Source organism: Kitasatospora sp. NPDC052868 (genome assembly GCF_044547105.1).
In the GTDB taxonomy this organism is placed as follows: Bacteria; Actinomycetota; Actinomycetes; order Streptomycetales; family Streptomycetaceae; genus Kitasatospora.
Genome location: NZ_JBITZW010000001.1, coordinates 622,831 through 638,840 on the forward strand (window position 1 = coordinate 622,831; position 16,010 = coordinate 638,840).

Genomic DNA, 16,010 nt, shown 5'->3' on the forward strand with positions numbered 1-16,010 from the left:
GGCGGAGGGCGGAGGACGGCGGGCGGCGGACGCTCAGGCGGGGCGTTGCAGTACCAGCAGCGAGCGGTCGGTCAGCCAGAGCGCGTCCCCGGCCTTGACCCGGGCCCCCGTCCCCGGCGCCGGCAGCCGGGGCTGCGCGGTGTCGACCACCACCTGCCACTCCTGCCCGTGGTCGGCCGGCACGGTGAACTCCAGCGGTTCGAAGTGCGCGTTGAACATCAGCAGGAACGAGTCGTCGACGATCCGCCCGCCGCGCCGGTCCGGCTCCGAGATGGCGTGCCCGTTGAGGAACACGGTGAGCGACTTGGCGTAGCTGGCGCCCCAGTTGCGCTTGGTCATCTCCTCCCCGCCGGGGGTGAACCAGGCGATGTCGGTGAGGTCCTGGCTCGCCCCCGAGGTCGGGCGGCCCGACACCGGCCGGCCGTGGAAGAAGCGGCGGCGCCGGAACACCGGGTGGTCCCGGCGGAGCCAGATCATGCCCTGGGTGAACTCCAGCAGCCGGGCGGCCGGGCCGTCCTCCTGCGGCCAGTGCACCCAGGAGAGCGCGTTGTCCTGGCAGTAGGCGTTGTTGTTGCCGGCCTGGGTGCGGCCGAGTTCGTCGCCGTGCGAGAGCATCGGCACCCCCTGGGAGAGCATCAGGGTCGCGATCAGGTTCCGCTGCTGGCGGGCTCTCAGCTCCTCGACCGCGGGATTCTCGCTCGGCCCCTCCTCGCCGCAGTTCCAGGAGCGGTTGAAGGACTCGCCGTCCCGGTTGTCCTCGCCGTTGGCCTCGTTGTGCTTCTCGTTGTACGAGACCAGGTCGCGCAGGGTGAAGCCGTCGTGGCAGGTGACGAAGTTGATCGAGGCGATCGGGCGGCGGCCGTCGTCCTGGTAGAGGTCGGAGGAGCCGGTGAGCCGGGAGCCGAACTCGGCGAGGGTGGCGTTCTCGCCGCGCCACAGGTCCCGGACGGTGTCCCGGTACATGCCGTTCCACTCCGTCCACAGCGGGGGGAAGTTGCCGACCTGGTAGCCGCCCTCGCCGAGGTCCCAGGGCTCGGCGATCAGCTTGGCCTGGGACACCACCGGGTCCTGCTGGACCAGGTCGAAGAACGAGGACAGCCGGTCGACCTCGTGGAACTGCCGGGCCAGCGTCGCGGCGAGGTCGAAGCGGAAGCCGTCGACGTGCATCTCGGTGACCCAGTACCGGAGCGAGTCCATGATCAGCTGCAGTACGTGCGGGCTGCGCATCAGCAGGCTGTTGCCGGTGCCGGTGGTGTCCTCGTAGAACCGCTGGTCCTGGGCGAGCCGGTAGTACGAGACGTTGTCCAGCCCGCGCAGCGAGAGCGTCGGGCCGAGGTGGTTGCCCTCGGCGGTGTGGTTGTAGACGACGTCCAGGATCACCTCGATGCCGGCCGCGTGCAGCGCCTTCACCATCGACTTGAACTCCTGCACCTGCTGGCCGCGGTCCCCGGTGGAGGAGTACGAGGAGTGCGGGGCGAAGAAGCCGACCGTGTTGTAGCCCCAGTAGTTGGCGAGGCCGAGGTCGCGCAGCCGGTGGTCGCGGACGAACTGGTGCACCGGCATCAGCTCGATCGCGGTGACCCCGAGCTTGGCCAGGTGCTCGATCACCGCGGGGTGGGCCAGGCCCGCGTAGGTGCCCCGGATCTCCTCGGGGATGCCCGGGTGGAGCCTGGTCAGGCCCTTCACATGGGCCTCGTAGACCACCGTGCGGTGGTACTCGGTGCGCGGCGGCCGGTCGGTGCCCCAGTCGAAGTACGGGTTGATCACCACCGAGTGCATGGTGTGCGGGGCGGAGTCCAGGTCGTTGCGGCGCTCGGGCGCGCCGAAGTGGTAGCCGTAGACCGACTCGTCCCAGTCGATGGTCCCGCTCATCGCCTTGGCGTACGGGTCCAGCAGCAGTTTGGCGCTGTTGTGCCGCTGGCCGAGGCCCGGGTTGTACGGGCCGTGGACGCGGAAGCCGTACCGCTGGCCCGGTTGGACGCCCGGGAGGTAGGCGTGCCGGACGAATGCGTCCGTCTCGCGCAGCTCCACGGCCGTCTCCGAGCCGTCCTCGGCGAGCAGGCAGAGTTCGATCCGGTCGGCGCTCTCGGAGAACACCGCGAAGTTGGTGCCGGCCCCGTCGTAGGTGGCACCGAGGGGGTAGGGCTGCCCTGGCCAGACCTGCATGAGTCCTCAACTTCCTTGCCAACAACGGGAACTGACCCGCAATGCGGTACTCCGCCCCGGACCTGGACGCTGTCTTCCCGGCCGGGCGGCCGGGCATGTGCGGCGGTCGCGCACCGTGATGCACGGCACAGACCGCATACTCCCCGACGCGTCCCCCGACAGCGGGGCCATTTGCCACTTGTTCGCCCGAACGGGTGTCCGGGGGGCCTCCCTGGGCCGGTAGGGGCGGGTGGGGCGGGCCCCGGCCCTCGGCCAACCGGCTGCGAGCGGCTCGCGGCGGGCAGTACCCTTGATCGTCCGGCCGCCCCGCGCTCGTGGCGATCCATCAGAAGCAGTAGCCCCAGCAGAAGCAGCAGCCCAGGCAAGAGCAGCGGCTTCGTCAGGAACCAGGTGAGGTGGCGCATGGTGTTCCCCGCCGGCGGCCGAGGCGGCGGGCCCGACCGTCCCGACCGGGGCGCCGCCCGCAGCGAGGCGCCGACCGTGGTCATGCGCCCCGCCCTGACCGGCCGGGCCGTGGTGCCCGCCCAGGGCGGCCCGGTCGAGATACCGGCCCTCGCCTGGTCCGGCGCGGAGTGGGAGGACGCCTACCAGCGGGTCCGGCTCGCCGGGCGGGCGTACGTCTGGCTCAACCTGGTCGAGCAGCGGCTGCGCTCCCTCGTCGACGAGGTGCTGCACCCCATCTACGCCCCCGCCCACGGCGAGGACTGGGTGACGGCCGCCGCCGGGCCGGTCGGCGAGGAGTGGGCGCACCGGGCCGGCGCCGTCCGCGAGGTCAGCCGCCGCAAGGGCTACCTGCTGGACCCGGCCGACGACGACCCGCTGGTCTTCCTCACGCTGCCCCAGCTGCGCGAGCTGATGGTCCAGCACTGGCCCTGCTTCGAGCCGTACCTCGCCGACCGCCGGGAGATCGAGCTCGCCCTGGACGAGCTGGAGGTCGCCCGGCACGTGGTGTCCCGCAACCGCGTCCTCACCCAGACCGTCCTGGCCCAGACCGAGCGCGCCGCCGCCCGGCTGCTCGCCGTGCTCGACGGCGGCACCGGCGGGGTGCCCGCCGACGTGGTGGAGTCCCTGGTGGCCGGCCGGTACGCGGACGTCGTCGCGGTGCACGCCGACCGGGTCAGGCTGCAGCGCGACCTGCCGGTGGAGGACCTGCTGGACGGCGCCCGGCGGCTCGACGCGCTCGGCATCGGCCTCGGCATGCTCTGCCAGAACTACACCGGCAAGCGGCTGGTCCGGCTGGCCACCGAGGGCTGCCGGGTCCGGCTGCTCTTCCTCAACCCGGCCAGCAGCGCCGTCCGCCGCCGCGAGCGTGAGCTCGGCCTCGGCCGCGGCGAGCTGGCCCGGGCGATCGAGATGAACATCATGCACGTGCGCCGGGTCCGGGCCCGGCTGCGCGACCAGGGCGGATTCGAGATCCGGGTCTTCGACGAGACCCCGCGCTTCACCGCCTACCTGGTCGAGGGGCCGCGCCCGGCCGGCCAGGCCGGCGGCCCGCGCCGCCAGACCCGGGACCTCGGCGTGGTCCAGCCCTACCTGCGGCGCGCCCGGGGCATGGAGTCGCCCGCGCTGGTGCTGCGCGGCGGCGCCGGCCAGCAGCCGGGCGGGACGGACGCCGGGCTGCTGGAGGTCTACCGGGAGGAGTTCGAGGGCGTCTGGGGGGACTCCCGGCCGGTCTCCTGACGCCCGCTCCGGCGGCCGCCCGCCCGGACCTCCGGGCCGGGCGGCTGGAAGACTGCCGGGGTGAACAGCACCCCCGACTGGACCAGGCGCCCCGCCGAGGCGGCCGACATCGAACCCGTCGCCGAACTGCGCGCCCTGGTCCTGCGACCCGACCTCGAACGGCTCGGCCGCTACGACGGGCACCGGGTCCGCCGCCGGCTGCGGGAGTCCTTCTCCACCCGCTGGACCTCGATCGTCCTGGTCGAGGGCGCCTTCGCCGGCTGCGTCACCGTCCGCCCCGCCGAGCCGGGCGGCCGCCTGCTGGAGCACTTCTACCTCGCCCCCGAGCACCAGGGGCGCGGCCTCGGCTCCGCCGTGCTGCGCACCCTGCTCGCCGAGGCCGACGCCGCCGGTGAGCCGGTCCGGCTGAACGTCCTCCAGGGCAGCCCGGCCCGCCGGCTCTACGAACGGCACGGCTTCGTCCTGGAGTCCGAGGACCCGATCGACGTCTACCTGCTCCGCCCGGCGGCCGGCTGAGCCCCGCAGGCCCCCGGGCCCGGTCGGGCCCGCCGCCGCGGGCGCTGACAGCGGTACCCCCGGCCCGGCGCCGCCCGACCCGGACGGCGCCGTCACCGCCCTCGACGCGCACATCCGGCTCGCCAACCCGCGCACCGACGCCACCCGCGCCAGCCGCATCCTGCGCCGCGCCTTCAACTACGACCGCGGCCTCGACGAGCACGGCGAGCCCGAGCTCGGCCTGGCCTTCTGCTGCTACCAGCAGGACCTCTCCCGCCAGTTCGAGGCCGTCCAGACCCGCCTCGCGGGCGAGCCGCCGGCCCGCTTCCTGCGGCCCACCGGCGGCGGCTACTTCCACGTCCTGCCCGGGGTCGCGGACGAGGCCGACTGGCTCGGCCGCGGGCTGCTCGCCGCCGTCCGAGCACCGCACCCGACGGCCCCACCGGCGGCATTGTCGGTGGGGCGGGTGATGATAGGGGCTGTTTCGACCAGCAGGACGGAAGGACACACCCCTATGAGCTGGTGGCAGCAGCCACTGGTCGGCTTCGACCTGGAGACCACGGGCACCGACCCGGCCGTGTCCCGCATCGTCACGGCCGCCCTCGTGGACACCGTCGGAGCCCGCCGGCTGAGCGCCACCGGCTGGCTGGTCGACCCGGGCGTCCCGATCCCCGCCGAGGCGGAGGCGATCCACGGCATCGGCGACGACCTCGTCCGCGCCAAGGGCCGCTCGGCCAAGGAGGCGGTGGACGAGATAGCCGCCGCCCTGTGCGAGCGGCTCACCGCAGGCCGCCCGGTGGTGGCCTTCAACGCGCCCTTCGACCTCTCGCTGCTCGACGCCGAACTGCGCCGGTACGGGCTGGCGCCGCTGGCCGAGCGGCTCGGCGGGCCGGTCGCGCCGGTCCTGGACGCACTGGTGATCGACCGGGCCGTCGACAAGTACCGCAAGGGCTCCCGGACCCTCCAGCGGGTCTGCGAGGTGTACGGCGTCGAGCTGACCGACGCGCACGAGGCCGGCAGCGACGCGCTCGCCGCCGTCCGGGTCGCCGTCGCCCTCGCCGAGCGCTACCCCGGCGAGGTCGGCGACGTCCCGCTGGCCGAGCTGCACGCCCGTCAGATCGACTGGCACCACGCGTGGGCCGAGAGCCTGGAGGCCTGGCTCCGCAGATCCAAGGACCCGCAGGCGGTGATCGACCCGCGCTGGCCGCTGCGCTGAGGGCTGCGCCGACCGTGCTGAAGGCCGGGTTGAAGGCCGGGTTGAAGGCGGGGCCCGCCGCTCAGCAGAGCACGTAGATGCAGTAGTGCTCGCTGCTCTCGGCGAAGCAGTAGGTGGCGCCGCTCTCCGTGATCTCGATGTCGTTGCAGCCGGCGTCGGCGCTGAGTGTGGTGGGGCCTCCGGCGCCGTGGCACGGGCTGTCCCGCCGCGTGCTGCGCGCCGCGTCCGGCCGGCGCCGCACGATGTAGGGCGGGGGCGCCGCGGGGCGCGCGGCACCGGTGAGCCCGGCGGCCTCGGACGCCTTGACCCGGCTGAAGGTCTCGACGACGGCCGACGCGTCCACGTCGATCGCGAAGTGGAAGACCTCGTCGCCGCCGCTCGTCAGCCGGCCCGTCGTGGCGCGGCTGCGCACGGCGGCCTCGTCCACCCAGATGATCGGGTGGCCGTCGCAGTCACAGGGATCCGTCACGCACACGCACACCTGGATCGGCAGGCTGCCGGCCTGTCGCAGCGGGTGGTCCTCGGGTGCGTCGAGCGGCACGCCGGTGAGGGCGGTCGTGGTGGCGTGGGCGAAGGCCCTCGCCTTGGCGGTGTCGTAACTGGCCATCGTCACTCCCGGCGGAAGGTGGCACGGCTGCCCGTCCCGCAGGCTGGTCGGCCCTTGGCGGTTCGAGGGGGTTCGGGGGGTCCGGTCCGGATCGACCTGATCGGACCGCGATTTCACGCTAGCGCAGCACCCGTCCACCCGCCTCCCCGTGCTGCGCCGCCGGCCGGCTCCGCGCCGTCCCGGATCAGCTCGCGGGGAAGTCGAAGCGGTACCCCTGGGCGACGAGCCAGGGCAGCAGCTGCCGCAGCGCGGCGACGGTCTGGCTGCGGTCGCCGCCGCCGTCGTGCAGCAGCACCACGCCGCCGGGCCTGAGTTGGCTCTGCACGGTGGAGACGATCGACGGGACGCCCGGGCGGGACCAGTCGCGGGGGTCTACCGACCAGCCGAGCGGCCGCAGGCCGAGCTCCGCGGCGATCCGCTGGTTGTCGGTGGTGAACCCGCCGCCGGGGGCGCGGAACCAGCCCACCCGGGTACCCGGGCCGCCGGCCTGGACGATCATGTCCCGGGCGGCCGAGATCTCGTACTCGGCCTTGTCGTGCGGGAGCGAGGCGAACGGCTGCGGGTGGTGCACGCTGTGGTCGCAGAGCCGGTGGCCGGCCGCCAGGATGCGCCGGACCATGGCCGGGTTGGCGGCGGCCTGCTGGCCGATCTGGCAGAACGTCGCCTTGGCGCCGTACTGGGCGAGCAGGTCGAGGACCTGGCCGGTGGCGGTGCCCGGGCCGTCGTCGAAGGTGAGCGCCACCGTCCGCCCGCCGGAGGCGGTGGAGCGGACGACCGAGGTCGACACCCCGCTCGCGGGCGGTGCGGATGGCGGGGTCGGCGCGGCGGTGGGCGCCTTGGTGGCCGGGGCGCTCGACGGCGGCTTCGCGGGGGCGGGCGCCTTGGAGGTGGCGGGCGGCGGCTTGGGTGCGGACGGCCGGGCGGTGGACGGCTTCGGCGCGGCGCTGCTCGGCGCGGCGGTGCTCGGCCTCGGCCCGGGGGTGCTCGGCCCGGCGCTGCTCGGCGCGCCGCTGGAGGGTGCGCCGCCCGAGGGGGAGGCGGCGGACGGCACCGGCACGGGCGGCCGGGTCGGTGTACCCGGCGCCGTGCCGACCGGGCCGGAGGAGGTGATGACCGGCTGCGGTTGGAGCGCCCCGTTCGCGGTGCCGCAGCCGACCAGGGCCAGCGCGGCGGCGACCACCGCGACGCAGCCCGTGACCAGCGGGCGGCGGTGCCGGACGGGCGGCGAGGGGCGCTGGGCGGCGGCGTGCTCCGACATGGCTGCGGCTCCTGAGGTGCTGAGGCGGGTACCGGTCCCTCGGTCAGGATGACTGTCCGATAGGACGCCCACCAGAGCCCCGGCGGTTGCGCGGATCCGGGCCCGAGTACGGCTCAGAAGGCGTACCAGCGCACGTCCGTGGCACCCTCGCGCAGCGAGGCGACCCGGCGGCGGAACTCGGCCAGCGCGGCCGGGTTGCCCGCCGCCTGCTGCGCGACCCAGGAGGCGCTGGCCGTCTCCCTGGCCCCGCGCAGCACGGCGAAGCCGGGCCACTCCCGGACGTCCCAGCCGTACCCCTCGGTGAAGGCCCGGTAATCCTCGGCCGGGACGCCGTACCGGTCGTGGCTGAGCGCGAGCACCACCAGGTCGTGCTCGCGCAGGTCCTGCGAGACGTTCTCCAGGTCGAGCAGGACGGGCCCGTCCGGGCCGACGTGCACATTGCGCGGCAGCGCGTCGCCGTGGATGACGCCGGGCTGCAGATGCGGGGTCAGATCGGGCAGGGCGGCCGCGTAGGCGTCCCGGCGGCGGCGCAGGAAGGCGACGTCGGCCGGGTCGATGTGGCCCTCGGCGGAGGCCAGCCAGCGTTCGACCGGGGCGAGCAGGTCGCGCCGGGCGAGCGGCAGGGGCGGCGTCGGCAGCCCGTGCAGGGCGCGCAGCAGCGGCGCGAGGTCGGCCGGCCGCGCGGGCCGCTCGGCGGGGGCGAGCCGGTGCCAGAAGGTGACGGGGTGTCCGTGCGCGAGCTGCGGCCCGGGGGCGACGGCATCGTACGGGCGGACCACCGGGATCCGCCGGTCGGCCAGCCAGTGGGCGACGGCCAGCTCGTGGCGGGCCCGCTCGTGGAGCTCGGGGCCGCGGCCGACCTTGGCGACCACGGCCGGGTCGCCGAGGTCGAAGACGGCGTTCTCGCCGAGCGCGAGCAGCCGGGCGCCGGCCGGGTCGGGCAGGCCGGCGGATTCGCAGGCGTGGGCGAGCAGCAGGCGGGCGCGGCCCTCGTCGAAGGGGGTCATCGGGGTCCGTTCCGTGGTGGCGGCCAGGGGACGGTGATCATTCTGGCAAACGCGGGCCGGGCCCCGCGTGATGCGGGGCCCGGCCAGGGGGGCTGGGGTTGTCGGGCGGGTCGGCCCGGTGGGTCAGACCTCGATCCGGCGGTGCCGTGCCGCGGCCTGCTCGGCGGGGGCCGGGGCGAGCGGCCCGTCGTGGGCGCCGACCGGCGGGAAGGACTCGCCGTGCGAGAGGTCGGGAAGCCAGCGCAGCCAGGACGGCAGGTACCAGTTGCGCTCGTCGAGCAGGGTCATCACCGAGGGCAGCAGCACCGCGCGGATGATCGTCGCGTCGATCAGCACCGCGACCGCCAGGCCGACGCCCATCTGCTTCATCGCCTGCATGGAGAGGGTGCCGAAGACCGCGAACACCGCCACCATGATCACCGCGGCGCTGGTGACCACCCCGGCCGTGGAGCGGATGCCGTGCGCGATGGCGGCCCGGGTCGGCAGGCCCCGGTCGCGGCCCTCCTTGATCCGGGAGACCACGAAGACGTGGTAGTCCATCGAGAGGCCGAAGAGGATCACGAAGAGGAACAGCGGGACCCAGGACTCGACCGCGCCGACTCCGGCGGTGCCCAGCAGGGAGGCGCCCACGCCGTGCTGGAAGACCAGCGTCAGCACCCCGTACGCGGCGCCGACCGAGAGCAGGTTGAGCACCACGGCGGTGGCGGCGACGGCCAGCGAGCGGAACGAGGCGAGCATCAGCAGGAAGGCGAAGGCCACCACGAAGCCGAACACCAGCGGCATCGAGCCGGTCATCTTGTCGTTGAAGTCATAGGAGCCGGCCGTGCGTCCGGTCACCGGGGCCTCCGTCCCGGCCACCTTGAGCACGGTGGCGGGGACGATCTCGTTGCGCAGGGTCTTCAGCGCGGCGTTGCTGGTGGAGTCGTTGCCGGTGCCGTTGAGCGGGATGTCGATGGTGGCGATGTTCTTGTCGGGGTGCACGGTGATGTCCACCGGGCCGTGCATCCGGCCGCTGGCCAGGGCCTTCGCCTTGAGGTCGGCGATCGCGGCGGTCATCGCGGGGGAGTCGATGTCGGCGGCCTTGACCACCACGGTGGCGGGGGCCGGGCTGCCGGGGAAGGCGGCCTCGATCTTCTTCGAAGTGGCCACCAGCGCGTTGCCCTCGGGCAGCTGCTGCTGGAAGGTGAGGTTGGCGGTGTGCATCGTCAGCATCGGCGCGGCCAGGCCGACCAGCAGGGCGCCGGAGAGCAGGGTGGCGGCCAGCGGGCGGCGCAGCACCGGGGTGAGGACGGCGTTCCAGACCCGGCCGCCGGTGGCGGCGGCGTCGGGGCTGCGCAGCTTGCCGAGGAAGGGGACGCGGCCCTTCTCGACCCGGTCGCCGAGCATCGACAGCAGCGCGGGCAGCACGGTGAGCGAGCCGAGCACGGCGGTGATCACGACCACGATGGTGGCGTAGGACATCGCCTGGAACTCGGCGATGCCGGTGAGGAACATGCCGGCCATGGCGACCACCACGGTGACGCCGGAGACCAGGACGGCCCGGCCGCTGGTGGCGGCGGCGATCTTCAGGGCGGTCTCCAGGTCGCGCCCGGCGGCCCGCTCCTCGCGCTCGCGGCGCAGGTAGAAGAGGCAGTAGTCGACGCCGACGGCGAGGCCGACCAGCAGCATCACCGAGCTGGCGTTGTTGCTGGTGTGCAGGAAGCCGCTGCTCAGGGCGACCAGTCCGCCGGCCGCGATGAAGGCGGTGATGGCGAGGACCACCGGCAGCACGGCGGCGACCAGGGCGCCGAAGGCGACCAGCAGGATGCCGAGGGCGAGCGGCACGGCCGTCCACTCGGCGCGGGCGAAGTCGTTGGAGAACTGCTCCTCGATCCACTTGCCGGAGCTGGCGTCGCCGAGTTCGACCACGGTGAGGTCGGGGTGCTGCTTCTGCACCTGGGCGACGGCGTCCAGGACGGCCGGGACGTTCTTCAGGGCCTCCTCGCGCTCGCCGGTGACGGTGAGCTGGACGAGCGCCGAGCGGCCGTCCGCCGAGACGGCCCTGGTGTCGTAGGGGGAGCGGACGTCGGAGGCCTTGCCGGTGGCCTTGACGCCGGTGACCACCTGCTCGACGGCGGCCCGGAAGGCCGGGGCGTCGGAGGTCAGGGTGGCACTCTGGACCAGGACGGTCTCGCCGGCGGGCGACTTGAGTCCGGCCTCGTCGAGGATCTTGGCGGCGCGGGAGACCTGTCCGGGCATCGCCTCGGACTCCTTGACCTCGTTGCTGCCGTGCATGCCGCCGAGGAAGGTGGCGAGGACGACGAAGAGCAGCCAGCCGAAGACGGCCGTCTTTCTGTGCCGGGCGCTCCAGGCGCCCATCGCGGCAGCCGTGCCGAGCTTGGTCTTCACGGGAGTTCCCCCCAGGGAGAGCGGCGGTCGAGCGCCGGGTGTGCGGCGGTGGGTCGACCGCCTGGGCAGCGGCGCCGGGTGCGGGTCCGGTGCCGCAATCGACAGTAGGGAACGGGGGGTTGGGGAGGTATCCGGCTACCGGGGGAGTCGTCCCGGGGGCCCGCCTCGGGGAAGGGGTGGGGTTATCCCTACCAGGCAACCCTGATGTCTCCTCCCTGGGAGTGGGGGGAAACTCCACCCTGAGGGGGAGCGGTCTCCACCCGGAGCACGAGGTCAGCGGGCCGGTCGGCGGGTGAAGATGGTGCGGGGTCGTCACGCGGCGTCCCCGAGGGGGTGGCTTACGGGGGTTGCTTGCCGGGCGGCAGGCAAGTTCTCGTAGGATGATGTTATCTCTTACTTACCTGCCGACCGGCTAGGCGTAGGCTTCTTCGCCATGCCCTGCCGGTCCTGCCGTCGCCCGGCGTCCCGTCCCCCAAGGGCTGCGGTGAACCATGCCCAGGAGGCATCACGAGCATGTTCCACCGACTAGGACACTTTGTCGTCCGTCGCGCCTGGTGGGTGATCGCGGCGTGGGTCGTCGCGATGATCGCCATCGTGGCCGGCGCGCCGACGATCACCGCGCAGACCGACGAGGCTTCCTTCCTCCCGAAGCACTACGAGTCCATCCAGGCCTCCGCGCTCCAGGAGAAGGCGTTCCCGGCCAGCTTCACGCCCTCCGCCCTGGCGCTCTTCGAGCGCAACGACGGCGGCGCGATGAACGACGCCGACAAGGCCGCCATGGCCAAGATCGTCCAGGGCCTCACGGACAAGAAGATCGCGGACGTCGAGAAGATCATCCCGGTCAGCGAGCAGACGACGTCCAAGGACGGCAAGTACGCGCTCGCGCCGATCGCCATCGACAAGGCGAAGCAGCAGTCCGAGGACTTCGGCGAGGCCGCCAAGCACCTCCGGGAGGAGGGCAAGTCGCTGTCCTCGGGGACCGACCTGAAGTTCCAGCTGGGCGGCGCCGCCGCCCAGGCCCTGGACCAGAAGGAGTCCTCCGGCTCGGCCGACGCCCTCATCGCGATGTCCACGGTCCTCCTGGTCGCGATCATCGTCGGGATCATCTTCCGCAGCATCCTGGCCGGCATCCTGCCGGTCCTGATCTCGCTGGTGGTCGCGATGCCGACGGCCAACGGCGTGATCGCCTACGCCACCAAGGCGTTCGGCCTGGAGAGCACCCCGGTGCTGTCGGCGATCCTGATCGTCGTCGTGCTCGGCGTCGGCACCGACTACTTCCTCTTCCTGGCGTTCCGCTACCGCGAGCGGCTGCGGGCCGGTGACGACCGCAAGGAGGCCGTGGCCAACGCCGTCGGCCGGGTCGGCGAGGCGATCGCCTCGGCGGCCGGTGCGGTCACCGTCGCCTTCGCGGTGCTGGTGCTCTCCAGCCTCGGCATGTTCAAGGCGCTCGGCCCGGCCCTGGCCATCGCCGTGGTCGTCACCGCGTTCGCCTCGCTCACCCTGGCCCCGGCCGTGCTCGCGGTCATCCCGGCCCGCGGTGTGTTCTGGCCGGGCAAGAAGTGGATGAACGAGCCGAACAACGCGAGGTTCGCCGCGCTCGGCCGGATGGTGGAGAAGCGCCCCGCCCTGGTGGCCCTGGCCTCCGGCGGCGTGCTGGTGGCGCTGTCGGCCGGCGCCCTGGGCTACAACGGCACCTTCGACCTGGCGGGCAGCTCCATGCCCAAGGACAAGGAGTCGATGGTCGTCCAGGACAAGCTGATGAACGGCTTCTCGGCCGGCGCGGCGGACCCGAGCCACGTCTACCTGACCAGCACCGCCGGTGCCAAGCTCGACCCGGCCGCGTTCGAGAGCTACGCGGCCAAGCTCAGCTCGGTGTCCGGAGTGTCCCCGGTCGCGGCTAAGCCCCAGCTCAGCGAGGACGGCAAGACGGCCGACTTCACCGTGCTGCTCAACCACAAGCCGGACAGCAACGAGGCGATCGACACCCTCACCGACCTGCGCGACGTGGCCCACGGCCAGGCGCCGACCGGTACGGAGGCGAAGGTCGGCGGTCTGACCGCCGTCTACAAGGACATCAACCTCGCGATGACCCACGACTACAAGTTGGTCTTCCCGATCGCGGGTCTGCTGATCCTGCTCATCCTCGGCCTGCAGCTGCGCAGCGTGGTCGCCCCGTGGTACCTGATGGTCTCGGTCGGCCTCGGCTTCACGGCGACCCTCGGTGCCGCCACGCTGATCTTCCAGCAGATCGGCAGCGAGACCGGCCTGATGTTCATGCTGCCGATCCTCATCTACCTCTTCGTGGTGGCGATCGGTACGGACTACAACATCCTGATCATCGCCCGCCTGCGGGAGGAGGCCCGTGCGGGCCGCAACCCGCGTGAGGCGGCCCGTGAGGCGCTGCGCCACGGCGGTCCGACGGTCGCGGCGGCCGGGTTCATCCTGGCGGCGTCGTTCGCGACCTTCATGCTCGCGGGCAACGTCTTCATGCTGGAGTTCGGCTTCGCGATGGCCTTCGGCATCGCGCTGGCGGCCTTCGTGATGGCGCTCTTCTTCACCCCAGCGCTCACCGCGCTGATCGGCCGCGCCGCCTGGTGGCCCGGCCACGGCGCCGACGACGAGCACGGGGCCGGGGCGGCCCCGCTGACCGGTACGCACGGCCTGCCGGAGCCGGCCGGACGGCACTGACCGCCGGTAGCAGGAGCAAGGCAGGCGGCGTCCGCTTCGGCGGGCGCCGCCTGCCCCTGTTCCACGGCCTGCAAACGTGACGTGCTGGGCAAAAACCCCCCGGTCAATCGGGGTGACGCCGTGCTACAGTCGAACCAGTTGCAGTTTTGGTTCCCATGAACGTTTGTGTGCGCCTGCTGGTTCCAACCAACAGGCGCATTTGTTTTGTCCGGTGTTTCAGTCTCCGGATGGGGATCGCGGCTACTTGGGGTCCACGAGGTGTGGGCCCTGATGCCCCAGTTTTTTGAGGAGACGGTTATGGCTACCGGCACCGTGAAGTGGTTCAACAGCGAAAAGGGCTTCGGCTTCATCGAGCAGGATGGTGGCGGCGCTGACGTGTTCGCCCACTACTCGAACATCGAGGCTCAGGGCTTCCGTGAGCTCGTCGAGGGCCAGAAGGTCGAGTTCGACGTCACGCAGGGCCAGAAGGGCCCGCAGGCCGAGCACATCCGCGTCATCTGAGTCCAGCTTCCGAGCTGACTCGCGATCTCGCGTAGCGAGGGCCCGTACCGCACGGTGCGGGCCCTCGTGCATGCCGCCGAACGGCCGGGGCGGCGACTCCATCCCCGACGGCCGACCAGCCCCGCACAGGGCTGCCCACCATCGGACGGAGACTCCGTGACCACCCCTGCCCGCTCGCCGCGTGACGGCGACCGCACCACCGACCGCACCGACCGCTCGCGCAAGCCGCGCACCCGCAGCGGCGGCGGCGGCGCCCCCCGTACTGGCGGCGCCCCGCGTGCCTCCCGGGGCGGCGCCCCGCGCAACAGCGCTCCGCGTGCCGCTGCGCCCGCCGACTTCACCGTGGTCGAGGGCACCCCGGCCCGGCCCCCGGTGACGAGCTTCGCCGAGCTGGACCTGCCCAAGGGCATCCTGAGCACGCTCACCCGCGAGGGTGTCACCGAGCCGTTCCCGATCCAGGGCGCCACCCTGCCCGACTCGATGGCCGGGCGCGACGTGCTCGGCCGCGGCCGCACCGGCTCCGGCAAGACCCTCGCCTTCGGCCTGCCGGTGCTCGCCCGCACCGCCGGCCGGCGCGCCGACTCCCGCCACCCGCTGGCGCTCGTCCTGGTGCCGACCCGCGAGCTGGCCCAGCAGGTCACCGACGCCCTCACCCCGTACGCGACCGCCGTCAACCTGCGGATCGCCACCGTCGTCGGCGGGATGTCCATCACCCGGCAGGCCAACGCCGTGCGCCGGGGCGCCGAGGTGCTCGTCGCCACCCCGGGCCGACTGGACGACCTGATCAACCGCGGTGACGTCCGGCTGTCCGACGTCGCCATCACGGTGCTCGACGAGGCCGACCAGATGGCCGACATGGGCTTCCTGCCGCAGGTCACCAAGCTGCTGGAGCAGGTCGCCGAGGGCGGGCAGCGGATGCTGTTCTCCGCCACCCTGGACCGCAACGTCGACCGCCTGGTCAAGCGCTTCCTGACCGACCCGGTGACCCACTCGGTCGACCCGTCGGCCGGCGCGGTCACCACGATGGACCACCACGTGCTGCAGCTGGAGGCCGCCGACAAGGCCTCCGCCACCGCGCACATCGCCTCCCGCGAGGGCCGGCTGATCATGTTCGTGCACACCAAGCACGGCGCCGACCGCCTCGCCAAGCAGCTGCTCGCCAACGGCGTGAAGGCGGCCGCGCTGCACGGCGGCAAGTCCCAGCCGCAGCGCAACCGGGTGCTCGACCAGTTCCGGGACGGTCTCGTCACCGCGCTGATCGCCACCAACGTCGCCGCCCGGGGCATCCACATCGACGGCCTCGACATGGTCGTCAACGTCGACCCGCCGATCGACCACAAGGACTACCTGCACCGCGGCGGCCGTACCGCCCGGGCCGGCGAGTCCGGCACGGTCGTCACCCTCGTCCTGCCCGAGCAGCGCCGCGAGGTCAGCCGGCTGATGACGGTGGCCGGCATCCGGCCGACCACGACCCGGATCCGCCCCGGCGACGCCGAGCTCGCCCGGATCACCGGCGCCCGCACCCCCAGCGGCACCCCGGTCACCGTGGCCGTTCCGGTCACCGCCGCGGCCCCCGAGGCCAAGCCCGCCGGGTCCTCGCCGCGCCGCCGCTCCGGCGGCAAGCGCTCCGGCCTGCCGGCCGACGTCGACATGAACGGCAACCCGCGCCGCCCGCGTCCCAAGCAGCGCGTCGGCGGCGCCGCGGGCGGTGGCGGTGGCCAGGGCGGCGGCTCCTCCCGCCAGGCGGCCGGCTTCATCGGCCGCTCCTCCGGGCGCGCCAAGCCGGGCTCCGGCTCCGGTTCCGGCTCCAACTACGGCACCGGTCGCCAGCGCCGCAAGACCGACTGAGACACCGGCACGCTGCCACGGCGGCGGGGGGCGGCCCCCGCCCGGGCCGCCCCCCCCCCCCCGGGGGGGGCGGGGGCCCCCCCCGCCCCCCCCGCGCCCCGCGGGCCCGGCCCCCCCCCCCGGCCTTTGCTGGTAGCCCCCAAAAGGCCCCCCCCC

At 73.4% G+C, this 16,010-nt stretch carries 11 protein-coding genes and 1 pseudogene; 7 read left to right on the forward strand and 5 right to left on the reverse strand.

Annotated elements, in window-relative coordinates:
- Window positions 1–33: 33 nt before the first annotated feature.
- On the reverse strand, window positions 34–2,166 hold the full coding sequence (glgX, locus tag ACIGZJ_RS02740) for a glycogen debranching protein GlgX (protein ID WP_396455567.1): 2,133 nt from the start codon (window positions 2,164–2,166) through the stop codon (window positions 34–36).
- Between the two features lie 402 nt (window positions 2,167–2,568).
- Here glgX and ACIGZJ_RS02745 point away from each other — a divergent pair, with 402 nt between their 5' ends.
- From ACIGZJ_RS02745 to ACIGZJ_RS02760, 4 genes and pseudogenes are all read left to right on the forward strand, one after another.
- The gene (locus ACIGZJ_RS02745; protein WP_387951287.1) at window positions 2,569–3,846 is read left to right on the forward strand and encodes an SAV2148 family HEPN domain-containing protein; all 1,278 of its coding nucleotides are present in this window, start codon (window positions 2,569–2,571) and stop codon (window positions 3,844–3,846) included.
- 60 nt (window positions 3,847–3,906) lie between these two features.
- Window positions 3,907–4,362 (forward strand): GNAT family N-acetyltransferase, encoded by a 456-nt coding sequence (locus ACIGZJ_RS02750; RefSeq protein ID WP_396455568.1) that lies wholly within the window; start codon window positions 3,907–3,909, stop codon window positions 4,360–4,362.
- A 103-nt stretch (window positions 4,363–4,465) separates the two neighbouring features.
- Window positions 4,466–4,702: pseudogene (locus tag ACIGZJ_RS02755) on the forward strand (Dyp-type peroxidase); the annotation flags it as partial.
- A 153-nt stretch (window positions 4,703–4,855) separates the two neighbouring features.
- Window positions 4,856–5,557 (forward strand): exonuclease domain-containing protein, encoded by a 702-nt coding sequence (locus tag ACIGZJ_RS02760; RefSeq protein ID WP_396455569.1) that lies wholly within the window; start codon window positions 4,856–4,858, stop codon window positions 5,555–5,557.
- Window positions 5,558–5,618: 61 nt separating this feature from the next.
- Here the strand turns inward: ACIGZJ_RS02760 and ACIGZJ_RS02765 are convergent, their stop codons facing one another.
- The 4 genes from ACIGZJ_RS02765 to ACIGZJ_RS02780 form a co-directional block, all read right to left on the reverse strand.
- Window positions 5,619–6,164 (reverse strand): hypothetical protein, encoded by a 546-nt coding sequence (locus ACIGZJ_RS02765; protein WP_396455570.1) that lies wholly within the window; start codon window positions 6,162–6,164, stop codon window positions 5,619–5,621.
- A 184-nt stretch (window positions 6,165–6,348) separates the two neighbouring features.
- Window positions 6,349–7,422 carry a polysaccharide deacetylase family protein gene (locus tag ACIGZJ_RS02770; protein ID WP_396455571.1) on the reverse strand — a complete coding sequence of 358 codons (1,074 nt, stop codon included), beginning with the start codon at window positions 7,420–7,422 and terminating at the stop codon, window positions 6,349–6,351.
- Between the two features lie 113 nt (window positions 7,423–7,535).
- Window positions 7,536–8,429, reverse strand: coding sequence for a phosphotransferase enzyme family protein (locus tag ACIGZJ_RS02775; protein WP_396455572.1), 894 nt, complete (start codon window positions 8,427–8,429; stop codon window positions 7,536–7,538).
- 123 nt (window positions 8,430–8,552) lie between these two features.
- Window positions 8,553–10,787 carry an MMPL family transporter gene (locus tag ACIGZJ_RS02780; protein ID WP_396455749.1) on the reverse strand — a complete coding sequence of 745 codons (2,235 nt, stop codon included), beginning with the start codon at window positions 10,785–10,787 and terminating at the stop codon, window positions 8,553–8,555.
- A gap of 543 nt (window positions 10,788–11,330) precedes the next feature.
- Between ACIGZJ_RS02780 and ACIGZJ_RS02785 the strand changes: the two genes are divergently transcribed.
- The 3 genes from ACIGZJ_RS02785 to ACIGZJ_RS02795 all read left to right on the forward strand — a co-directional run bounded on the left by ACIGZJ_RS02785 (window position 11,331) and on the right by ACIGZJ_RS02795 (window position 15,854).
- Window positions 11,331–13,505, forward strand: a complete 2,175-nt coding sequence (locus ACIGZJ_RS02785) for an MMPL family transporter (RefSeq protein WP_392927901.1) — start codon at window positions 11,331–11,333, stop codon at window positions 13,503–13,505.
- A 297-nt stretch (window positions 13,506–13,802) separates the two neighbouring features.
- The gene (locus ACIGZJ_RS02790) at window positions 13,803–14,006 is read left to right on the forward strand and encodes a cold-shock protein (protein WP_363609217.1); all 204 of its coding nucleotides are present in this window, start codon (window positions 13,803–13,805) and stop codon (window positions 14,004–14,006) included.
- Window positions 14,007–14,162: 156 nt separating this feature from the next.
- Window positions 14,163–15,854: a DEAD/DEAH box helicase gene (locus tag ACIGZJ_RS02795; protein WP_396455573.1), complete on the forward strand. Its 1,692-nt coding sequence runs from the start codon at window positions 14,163–14,165 to the stop codon at window positions 15,852–15,854.
- Window positions 15,855–16,010 lie beyond the last annotated feature (156 nt).